We start from the raw sequence: 8,793 nt of genomic DNA, 5'->3' as shown, positions 1-8,793 counted from the left end.
GGAAAACCTGGCCACCTTACGCAAGCTCACCCTGCAAGTGCTCACCCAACAACGCGACGGCTTAAGTCTGGCTAAACGGCGCGTGAAAGCGGCCTACGACATTCACTACCTCAAACAAATCCTCACGTAGGCTTCATGCGTTTGCCCTGGCGGTCAATCAGAGAAACGCCAAATTTTAAACATCTGCAAATACTTATTTTTCAGCCATTTACTCAAGCTCAACCTCCATCGGGCTTGCTGGCTTGGCCCGGCGGATGGGCAACAAAAAACCCCGCCGGCCGGGGCCGACGGGGTTTTTGCATCGTTCAGAAGTGGAGCTGCAGAGATTCGAACTCTGGTCCAGACAAGGAAGGCGTCGAGTTTTCTACGTGTGTATCTATGCTTGGATTTTCGTGGGAAGCCAGGCGCACATCAGGCCCTTGATTTCCCCTTATCTGTTTGAGTTTCGCCCGTGGGTCACAGTGCCCCACGAACTATCCCAACTCTTACGACGCCCCGAACTCACCCGTGAGCAGGATTACGGGTGCGGGACGATGGCAATTACTTAGTACCTAGACTAAGCAGCCATGGCGTAGCTATACTCGCCAGTTATTGTTTGGACAACTTTTTTTACGGGAGATTCATCCAACTCCCGACACGCTTACTCGCGACATGCACAAGCTGTCAATTCCGGTCAGCCCCAGTTGTGAAAGAACGATACCCGCCACCAATAGCGGGGTGCGAATGTACGCACGCTGCCGGAGAAACGTTGCGTGGGACCAAAAATGTTCCGGTGCGGGTTCGCGGTGAAATAGAAAGTATGGCAGAACGCACAGCCGCCCCAGCTGTGGTTTCTGCTTTCCCCGCCCGGCCTACTTCGCGGCTATGGTGCGGGGCTGGAAGGAGGGATGACCTGCTTGCCAGAGCGCGAAAGCGTACATATTGGCGAAGTTGCGGAACGTAACCTGCTTGTCTTCGGTGAAGTGGCCGTTATCGTAGTTGACCTGAAGGAGTACGGGCCGGCCGGAGGTGCTGGCCGCCTGCAACGCAGCCGCAAACTTGCCGGGCTGCCACACAATCACGCGCGGATCATTCATTCCCCCCACGCACAGCACGGCGGGGTAGCGGGTGCCCGGTTTTACGTGCTGAAAGGCATCCATTTCGTAGAGGCCCATGCACTGCACCGAGTCCTTCACGGTTCCGAACTCGGGGGCATTCACGGGGCCGTTGGGCGAGTTTTCCATGCGCAGGGCGTTGGAGCAGCTCACGTTGCTGATGGCGGCGGCGAACAAATCGGGGCGCTCGGTGATGGCGCGGCCAATGAGGATGCCACCCGCGCTGGTTCCCTCGCCAATGAGGTGGCGGGGGCTGGTGTAGCGGTTCTTCACCAGGTATTCGCCACAGGCAATGAAGTCCCGCCAAGTATTGGGCTTGGTGGTCTGGTAGCCGGCCCGGTACCAGGCCTGGCCCTTTTCGGAGCCCCCGCGCGGGTGGGTTGCGGCCAGCACTACCCCCTGATTGAGCAGAGCCAGCATCCGGCGGCTGAAATAAGGCGTGGCGGAGATACCGTAGGCCCCGTAGCCCGTCATGAAGCACACCGCCTTGCCATCCTTCTTGAGGTCCTTGCGGTAAATCAACGACAGGGGCACTAGGGTGCCGTCGTGGCCGGGCACTTCCAGCTCTTCCACCACCAAGTCGTCGGTGCCGGGGTAGCGGGCTTTCATATCGAAGGGGCTGAGCACCATTTTGCGGGTTTCCGGTGCGTAGTCGTACACCGTTTCGGGGCGGTTCCAGGTAGAAACGTAGGTAAACAGCTCGTTGCTGTGGGCCGCGTCGTAGGGCTCCAGGCCGGCAGTACCGGTGCTGGGCATGGGCATCTGCACCCACTGCTGAATGCGCGGGTCATACTGCCGCACCGTTTCGTTTATTCCGTCGCTGAGCACCACAAACAAGTAGTCCTTGGTGGAGAGCAGCCGCGTGATGTTGCCCTCCCCTTCGGGTAGCAGTACGGTGGCCGTAGCGGGGTTGGGGTTAGCAGCATCCGTGACCAGGATGCGTCCTTTGGGGGCTCCTTTCACACTGTGCAGGTAGAGGCGGCTGCCCAGTTTGCGGAAGTCATACACACTGTCGGTGGGTGCGGACAGCCGTTTCCAGGCAATGGTGGGCTTTGCCAGGTCGGCGGGGTCGGCCAGCCAGGCATCGGCGCGCCGGTCCACGGAGGCGAGCAGGCCGTACACCTGGGTGTGGTCGTCGGCAAAGAACATGACGGGGTACTGGTCTGGTCGGATGCCCATGTCCGGGTTTTTGGCCCTCGACCACAGGTCGGGGTCGGCGGCCACGGGCTGGCCCAGGCGGTGCAGGCGGGCTTTGGTATCCAAGTTGCCCTTGGGGTCCTGGGGGTCGGTGGAGTTGTTGGGGGTGTAGAGGAAGCCGCTGCCATCGGGCAGCCAGTCGATTCCACCGCCAAATACGGCCGGAATGCTCTCGGCCCCAAGCGCCCGGGTTGCCACGGTCAGGATGCGCAGCGTGGACAGCTCGACCCCGCCCTCCTGTAGGCCAATGGCAATCAGCTGGCCGTTGGGGCTGGGCGTGAAGGCCGTCATAGCATAGGTTGTAGACTTGTCATAGGCCGTGGGGTCGAAGAGCAGCCTTTCAGGACCGGTTTTGCCCTCCCGCACGAAAAGCCGGCCCACGGTTTCGGAGGGCAGGGTTTTGCGGTAGAAGTAGCGGTTACCACGCTTTTTCACTTCCCCGTAGCGCACGGTCAGGAGCCGGTCGTAGGCCTGGAAAGTGCTGATCAGACTGTCGCGGCCCGGAATGCGGTCAAGGATCTGTTTGGTGTAGTCGGCCTGGGCCTGAAACCAGGCTTTCACTTCGGGGTTGTTCACATCTTCGAGCCAGCGGTAGTTGTCTACCACCTGTCGGCCGAAATACGTATCGGTAACCGGACGCTGCGGCGTGGCCGGGAGTGCGCGCTGGGCCCGTAGGGGGCCGGCGGCCAGCCCACCGGCCAGCAGCAACAGAACAGTGTGTTTCATAGAAGAATGAAGACTGAAGGTGAAACTCAGACCGGTCCCTCGCCCCACCTGACCCATCCGCCGGCGCTGCCCGCCGCGTGGCGCCACTTGCCAGCAGAGCCGCAGCAACTGAACGATAAATTCATATTAAATATACACAAAATTATATATAATACAAGCATATTGATTTAGCTCCGGCCGCCGCCGCCAGGGCGTTATTGGCCGGATCAGAGGCGGAATCGGGCGGGCGGTTACGTATCTTTGCCCCTAGCTCGTATGGAAAATTTCGTTGTTTCGGCCCGTAAGTACCGCCCGGCCACGTTTCGCAGCGTGGTGGGGCAGCAGCACGTCACCACCACCCTCCAGAATGCCATTGCATCGCAGCACCTGGCCCAGGCCTTCCTGTTCTGCGGCCCCCGGGGCGTGGGCAAAACCACCTGCGCCCGCATTCTGGCCAAAACCATCAACTGCGAGTTTGTGGAGGAGCACGTCCGCCAGGGCCGTAAAGTGTCGGAGCTGATTGCCGCTCAGCCCACCATCGTGCCCGACGCGCTGCTGACCGCCGCTGACCCCGACAACACGCCCTTCGAGCTGGAGGCTTGCGGCAAGTGCAGCTCCTGCCGGGCCTTCCAGGAAAACGCCTCGTTCAACGTCCACGAGCTGGACGCGGCTTCCAACAACTCCGTCGAGGACATCCGCAGTCTCGTGGAGCAGGTGCGCTACGCTCCCCAGCAGGGCCGTTACAAGGTGTACATCATCGATGAGGTGCACATGCTCTCGAATGCGGCCTTCAACGCGTTTCTGAAAACGCTGGAGGAGCCGCCGGGCTACGCCATCTTCATCCTGGCCACCACCGAGCGCCACAAAATCATCCCCACCATCCTCTCGCGCTGCCAGGTCTTCGACTTCAACCGCATCAAGGTGGATGACATCCGGGGGCATTTGCGCTATGTGGCTACCGAGGAGCAGATTCAGGCCGAGGACGACGCCCTGCACCTGCTGGCCCAGAAGGCCGACGGTGGCCTGCGCGACGCGCTGAGTATGTTCGACCAGATGGTGACCTTCTCGGGCCAGCACCTGCGCTACCAGGACGTAATTCAGAACCTGCACATTCTGGATTACGAGTACTATTTCCGGCTGATTGACGCGTTGCTGACCGAAAACCTGAGCGCCACGCTACTGCTGCTGGAAGAAGTGATGCAGAACGGGTTCGACCTGCACAACTTCGTGGTGGGCACCGCCGAGCATCTGCGCGGCCTGCTCGTGTGCAAAGACCCCGTGACGGTGCAGCTGCTGGAAGTGTCGGACAACATCCGGGCGCGCTATGTGCAACAGGCCCAGGCGGCTTCGCTGGCCTTTTTGCTATCTTCCCTGAACCTGGTCAGCCTTTGCGACCGGGAGTTCAAGCAGGCCAAAAACCAGCGCCTGCACGTCGAGCTCATGCTCATGAAGCTGGCCTACCTCAACGGGGCCGTGCAGTTTGCCCGCGACCTGAACGCCGGCCCCGCCTCCGCCAGTAACGGCGAGGCGAAAAAAAAAAGTAGCGTAAGTCCGGCCGCCACCCCAAACACCGTGGCCCCAGCACCCAACGGCCAGCTGGTAGCCGATGGCACGGCCGAAACCCCGGCCACTTACGCCAAGTCTTCATCCCAAGCCCCGGAGCCGCTGAAAAGCGAAAAACAGGAAACGAAAAACCTGGCCCACGCTCCGGCCGACCCCGAACCCATTGTGCCGGTGGAAAGCGGCGTGGAGGAGCTCCACGATACGCCCAGCATCGAGGACGAAACGGCCACCCAGGTGCCCACCACCGGCCAGCTCCGCGACACGGTGCCGCACATTGAAACCGGCCGGCCCAGCATTGCCGGCCACGAGCCGGGCCAGACGCCCGTAACGGCCGCCCCCCTGCCCCCGCCCGTTCCCAAACCCGGGATGCCGCCGCCGGGCAAGCCGCTGGGTTTGGGTACCAAGCTGCCCGGTTTGGGTCAGATGAGCGCCATGAAAGCCCAGTTGGCCCAGCAGGCGGCTGCCAATAAAGTTACAACCGAGGCCGAGCCCAGCGGCCCCGCCACGGGCCTGCCGGCCATCGACGATGCCACTTTGCAGCGCGTGTGGCAGGAGCTGACCGAGGAGCGCAAGGCCGTGAGCATGATGCACTATAGCATCCTCAAGCGCCCGGTACAGGCCAACGACCAGCACCTGATTCTGCTGCAGGTGGATAACCCGGTACAGGAAGACCAGTTCAACGAGTTCCGGGCCGATTTTCTGGGTGAACTGCGCCGCCGCTCCGGCTATCCGCGCCTCAGTGTGCAGGTGAGCGTGGTGGAGCGCCAGGAAACCGGCCGCAAGCTCTATACCGCCACCGACAAGCTGGAGTACCTGACCGAAAAGTACCCCATGCTGGCCGAGATGAAGCAGCGCCTGGGGCTGGATGCCGACTAAATCGCAGATGTTGCAGATGAAGAGGATTCGTGCTGACGGAGGATTCGTTCGGTAGGCAGATTCGTGCTGAGAACGGATTAGCGAACTGAACGCCGGCCCTTAAAACCCTATTGAACGAATCATTTTTCATCCGCAGCATCTGCAGCATCTGCGATTCTATAAGCATTTTTTCGGACTTGGGAGCCGCACGGGTGTGGCGGGGCTTTTTATTCCCGGGGGGGTCGCCTATCTTTGACGTTCTACTTCCCTTCTGCCCGCTCTCCGACCTGGTTTTCCTGTGAAAAAACCCCTTCTGCTCCTCGTTCCGGCCTTGGCTACCCTGGGCCTGACCCAGTGCCAATCCAGCAAGCCCGTTGCTTCTACCGCTCCTGCCACCGAAGCCGCCGCTACGCCTCAGCAGAAGGAGTACAAGTACCAGACCGTTGCCGGCGACCCGCTCCAGGCCCGCATCTACACCCTCGATAACGGCCTGACCGTCTATTTGTCGGATTACAAGGATGCCCCGCGCATCCAGACATACCTGGCCGTGCGGGCGGGCTCCAAGAACGACCCGGCCACCGCTACTGGTCTGGCCCACTACCTGGAGCACATGGTGTTCAAGGGCACCTCGCACCTGGGCACCCAGAACTGGGCCCAGGAAAAGCCCGAGCTGGCCAAGATTGAAGCCCTCTACGAGCAGTACCGCAGCCAGCGCGACAACCCCGTGGCCCGCCAGAAAACCTACCACCAGATCGACTCCATTTCGGGCGTCGCGGCCACTTATGCCGTGGCCAACGAGTACGACAAGGTGATGGGGGCCATCGGCTCGAAGGGCTCCAACGCCTACACGTCGGTCGAGCAGACGGTGTACCAGGAGGACATTCCGAGCAACCAGATTGAGAAGTGGGCCGCCATTCAGAGCGAGCGGCTGGGCGAAATGGTGCCCCGCCTGTTTCATACGGAGCTGGAAGCGGTGTACGAGGAGAAAAACCGCGGCCTCGATAACGACTTCAGCAAAGAGTACGAGGCGCTGAACCGCACGCTGTACAAGCAGCACCAGTACGGCACCCAGACTACCATCGGGACCATCGAGCACCTGCAAAACCCGTCGATTACGGAAATCAAGGCGTATTTCGACAAGTATTACGTGCCCAACAATGTAGCCCTGACGCTGAGCGGCGACCTGGACTACGACCAGACCATCCGGGTCATCGACAAGTACTTCGGGCAGTTGAAAGCCAAGCCGGTGCCCGCGTTTACCGTGGCCCAGGAGGCCCTGCTGACGGCCCCGGTAGTAACCAAAATCGTGGGTCCCAGCGCCGAGAACGTGATGCTGGGCTTCCGGTTTCCGGGCACCAACACGCCCGACGCGCTGGCGCTGCGCATGATCGACAAGATCCTGACCAACGGCCAGGCCGGTTTGATTGACCTCAACCTCAATCAGCAGCAGAAGGTGTTACAGGCTGCCTCGTTCACCGACCTTAACAACGACTACTCCTCCCACGTGCTCTACGCTACGCCCCGCCAGGGCCAGAAGCTGGAGGAAGTGCGCGACCTGCTGCTGGGCCAGTTGGAGAAGGTGAAGAAGGGCAACTTTCCGGAATGGCTGATTCCGGCCATCATCAACAACGAGCAACTCCAGCGCACCAAAAGCTACGAAAGCAACGAGGCCCGCGCCGGCGCGTTCGTGGCCGCCTTCGTGGCCCGCACCGACTGGAAGGACTACTTGCAGCAGTTCGAGGATTTCGGTAAACTGACCAAGGCCGATGTGATGCGCGTGGCCCAACAGTACTACGGCCCCGGCTACGCCGTGATTTACAAGCGCACCGGCGAAGACCCCAACAAGGTGAAAGTGGTGAAGCCCGCCATTACGCCCGTGCCCGTGAACCGCGAGGTAGCTTCCGACTTCTACAAGCAGGTAACGGCGCTGCCCAACCCCGAGCTGAAGCCGGTCTTCATCGACTACAAGCAGGACATCAAGGAATTCAAGCTGAATTCGGGCATCCCGGTCTACTACACCCACAACGAGGAAAACAACCTCTTCAACCTGTACTACGTGCTCGATATGGGCACTAACACCGACCCGCGCCTGGGCCTGGCCACCGACTACCTGCAATACCTGGGCACCGGCAAGTACTCAGCCGCCGAGTTGCAGCAGGAGTTTTACAAGCTCGGCTGCTCGTTCTCGGTGAGCAGCGGCCAGGACCGCACGTTCGTGAGCCTGAGCGGCCTCGACAGCAACATGGAGCCGGCCCTGCAACTGTTCGAGCAGCTCCTGCACGCCCCTAAGCCCGATGCCGCCGCCCTCAAAAACATGGTGGCCGGCGTGCTCAAGGGCCGGGCCGATGCCAAGCTCAACAAGGGCGTGATTTTGCAGCAGGCCATGGTGAACTACGCCAAGTACGGCGCGCAAAACCCCTTCACCACCCAGCTCAGCGAGAAAGAGCTCAAGGCCCTGAAGCCCGAGCAGCTCACCGCCGTCATTCAGAAGCTGCCCACGTTCCAGCACCGGGTGCTGTACTACGGGCCACGACCAGTGGATGGGTTTGCGACAGTCACGGTCAACAGTCACCCAACTGGCACGCAGCCTCACCAAACCCTAACGGCGACGGGTATAATTAATGTACTGAAACTCCACAAAACGCCCGCCACCCTTACCCCTACTCCCGCCAGCAAGGATTTCGCCGAGAAGTCGCTCGACAAGGCTAAGGTGTATTGGGTGGATTACAACATGGTGCAGGCAGAAATCCTGTTTCTGACCAAAGGACCGCTGTTTGACAAGGGCCTCGTGCCCACCACCAGCCTCTACAACGAGTACTTCGGGGGCAGCATGGGCAGCATCGTGTTTCAGGAGCTGCGCGAGAGCAAGGCCCTGGCCTACTCCGCGTCGTCGCGCTTCTCCAACGCCGATAAGGTGGGCCGCAGCTCCTACAACATGAGCTACATCGGTACCCAGGCCGACAAGCTGCCCGAGGCCATGGCCGGCATGAACACCCTGCTCAACGACATGCCCACGGCCGAAGCCAACCTCCAGATTGCCAAGGCCGCCATCCGCAACAGCATCGCCACCGAGCGCATCACCAAGTCTGATATCCTCTTCAGCTACGAGCGCGCCAAGCGCCTCGGCCTCGACTACGACCTGCGCCGCGACGTGTACGAGCAAACCGCCAACATGAGCTTCGCCGACCTGCTCCAGTTTCAGCAGGCCCGCGTGAAAGGCCAGCCCCAGACCATCCTGGTTATCGGTTCCAAAGACCGCCTCAATTTCAAGGAGCTGGCCAAGTACGGCCAGGTTCAGCAGCTTACCCTGAAAGAGATTTTCGGGTACTAGGGATGGGGTGAACGGGTAAAAAAAAGCACGTCATGCTGAGCGCAGCGG

The 8,793-nt window shown here is 60.8% G+C and carries 3 protein-coding genes and 1 other RNA gene; 2 read left to right on the top strand and 2 right to left on the bottom strand.

The window, feature by feature from the left end:
* Window positions 1-309: 309 nt before the first annotated feature.
* Window positions 310-681: a transfer-messenger RNA gene (gene ssrA / locus D0T11_RS08065) on the bottom strand.
* Window positions 682-851: 170 nt separating this feature from the next.
* A complete protein-coding gene (locus tag D0T11_RS08060) occupies window positions 852-3,017 on the bottom strand; it encodes a prolyl oligopeptidase family serine peptidase (RefSeq protein ID WP_119655267.1) in 2,166 nt (721 codons plus the stop codon).
* A 255-nt stretch (window positions 3,018-3,272) separates the two neighbouring features.
* On the opposite strand from D0T11_RS08060, the gene dnaX reads away from it, so the two are divergent.
* Both dnaX and D0T11_RS08050 read left to right on the top strand, forming a co-directional pair.
* Entirely contained in the window at window positions 3,273-5,435 is a 2,163-nt protein-coding gene (dnaX, locus tag D0T11_RS08055) for a DNA polymerase III subunit gamma/tau (RefSeq protein WP_119655266.1), read from the top strand.
* A gap of 277 nt (window positions 5,436-5,712) precedes the next feature.
* Window positions 5,713-8,745: a M16 family metallopeptidase gene (locus tag D0T11_RS08050; protein WP_245990675.1), complete on the top strand. Its 3,033-nt coding sequence runs from the start codon at window positions 5,713-5,715 to the stop codon at window positions 8,743-8,745.
* The last annotated feature ends 48 nt before the right edge of the window (window positions 8,746-8,793 follow it).

Source organism: Hymenobacter rubripertinctus, from assembly GCF_003583925.1.
Lineage (GTDB): Bacteria > Bacteroidota > Bacteroidia > Cytophagales > Hymenobacteraceae > Hymenobacter > Hymenobacter rubripertinctus.
Note: the sequence above shows the minus strand (reverse complement) of the source record. Positions and strands in the feature narration are given on the sequence as shown.